Consider the following 2,084-nt stretch of genomic DNA (forward strand, 5'->3'; position numbering starts at 1 on the left):
GTTTTGATAAAATAACAGATATTAATTAACTAGGGAGGTTATGTACATGCAAAAAGGTTCACAGGATAACAAATGGAAGGCTATATTTAATGAATTTTCTAATTATAATGGATCAATAAAAAGTTTTTGCAAAGAAAATAACATAAGTAAGGATCAGTTTTATTATTATAAAACAAAATTTAAGAAAGCTGATAGTTCTATATTTCAAGCTGTTCAAATGAACGATAACTTTGCGACAGCAAAGAGAGTATCACCTGAAACAGCTTTAAAAGTTATAAGAGTAGAAATAGGAAAAGCCGCTATATTGATTCCTTCAGATGAAATTTCTATGCTTACTGACGTAATTAAAGAATTGGTTAAAGCATGTTAAATATAGATAAAGTAGACACTGTATACTTAGCCTGCGGCATAACTGATTTGAGAAAAAGCATAGATGGACTAGCGATGCTTGTTGAAATGGAATTAAAGCTAGATCCATTTCAACAAGCTCTCTTCGTTTTTTGTAATAAACAAATGAATAGAGTAAAAGTGCTACATTTTGATCAAGGTTTTTGGTTATATTACTACAGGATAGAAAACGGAAGATTAAAATGGCCCATGACTAAGGAAGAAGCACTTAAAATTAATAAGGAAGAATTAAGCTGGCTACTAAAAGGATATGAAGTAAGAACTACCTCAAAGTTTAAAGAAATTAGAGAAAAAAATCATTACTAAAATCAAGTCAAAACCCTTGAAACCATTGAGGAATCAAGGGTTTTGTGGTATAATAGAAGTATAAAAATTAACGAGGTACATATGATGGATAGCTTAAATCTTGAAGAAAAACTAAATGAAAAAACAAAAGAAATTATTTCTAAAATGGAAAAAGAAATTCAATCTAAAGACGAAGAGATTGAAGAAAAAAATAAAGAAATTAATGAGCTGAAAAATCAATTAGCTTTTTTAAAGAATCAAGTTTTAAATAAAAACAAGAAGATTTTCGGTAAATCTAGCGAGCAGGTTGATAGTAATCAGCTGTCTTTTTTTGATGAAGCTGAAAAGTACTCCGATGCAAAGGCAGAGGAGCCAACCATGGAAGAAATAACTTATAAGAGAAAAAAAGCATCCTCCTACGTCGGTAAGAAAGATAATTTAGCTAATCTAGAAAGAATAGTAATTGAACATAAATTAGATGATGAAAAAGCTTATTGCTCAAAATGCAATGAAAAATTAGTGGTTATTGGTTCAAAATCAAAAGAAATCCTAAAATTTGAACCTGCAAAACTTTATATTGAAGAGCATGTTACGTATAGCTATGCTTGTAAGGCTTGCGAAGCAAAAGAAAACTCAGCTAATATTGTAACAACAAAAGCACCAAATACATTGCTACATAAAGGAATGGCATCTAATGAGCTTTTAAGTCATGTTATTTCTTTAAAATATCAATTTGCCTTGCCGCTTTACAGACAAGAAAGCTACTTTGATATGTTAGGCGTTACTCTTTCAAGACAGACTTTATCAAACTGGATAATGGGGGCAGCAGATGAGTTTAAAGTTATATACAATATAATGAAAGAAAAACTCATAGAAAGCAACTATGTTCAAGCTGATGAGACCCCTGTTGTAGTTGTAGATTCTAAAGGCAACGATACAAAAGCTAAAAAATATATGTGGCTATACAAAACGGGAGTGCCTAAGAAGCCGATTATCCTTTATGATTATCAGAAAACAAGATCTGGTAGCTGCCCTAAGGAATTTTTAAAAGGATTCTCTGGAGTACTGCAAACAGATGGCTATCAGGGCTATAATTCGGTGGAAAATATCAAGCATGTATATTGTTTAGCCCATATTCGAAGAAAATATTTTGATATAGTGTCAAAGTTAAAAGATGAAGCCCTAAAAAGTTCTAGAGCATTAATAGGGTTTAATTTTTGCGAGCAGCTTTATAAAATAGAAAAAGAGCTTAGAGATGAGTATGGCAGCTCTGAAGATTTCTACGCTAAACGCTTCGAAATAAGGCAAGAAAAATCAGAGCCGATTATAGAAGCTTTTATAAAATACGTAGATGAAGAAATTCCTAAAGCTCTACCTAAAAGTCCACTTGG

Annotated in this window: 3 protein-coding genes; all 3 read left to right on the forward strand. The window is 31.4% G+C overall.

Annotated elements, in window-relative coordinates; all coding sequences use genetic code 11:
• The first annotated feature begins 46 nt into the window (after window positions 1-46).
• Window positions 47-370: an IS66 family insertion sequence element accessory protein TnpA gene (tnpA, locus tag IAI10_RS24500; RefSeq protein ID WP_315675932.1), complete on the forward strand. Its 324-nt coding sequence runs from the start codon at window positions 47-49 to the stop codon at window positions 368-370.
• Window positions 364-714 (forward strand): IS66 family insertion sequence element accessory protein TnpB, encoded by a 351-nt coding sequence (gene tnpB / locus IAI10_RS24505; protein WP_315675933.1) that lies wholly within the window; start codon window positions 364-366, stop codon window positions 712-714. Before tnpA ends, tnpB begins: the two co-directional genes overlap by 7 nt.
• An 84-nt stretch (window positions 715-798) precedes the next feature.
• Window positions 799-2,084 (forward strand): IS66 family transposase (gene tnpC, locus IAI10_RS24510; RefSeq protein ID WP_315675934.1); only part of this gene is annotated, 1,286 nt, incomplete at its 3' end.

This window comes from Clostridium sp. 19966 (genome assembly GCF_032335695.1).
Lineage (GTDB): Bacteria > Bacillota > Clostridia > Clostridiales > Clostridiaceae > JACTOJ01.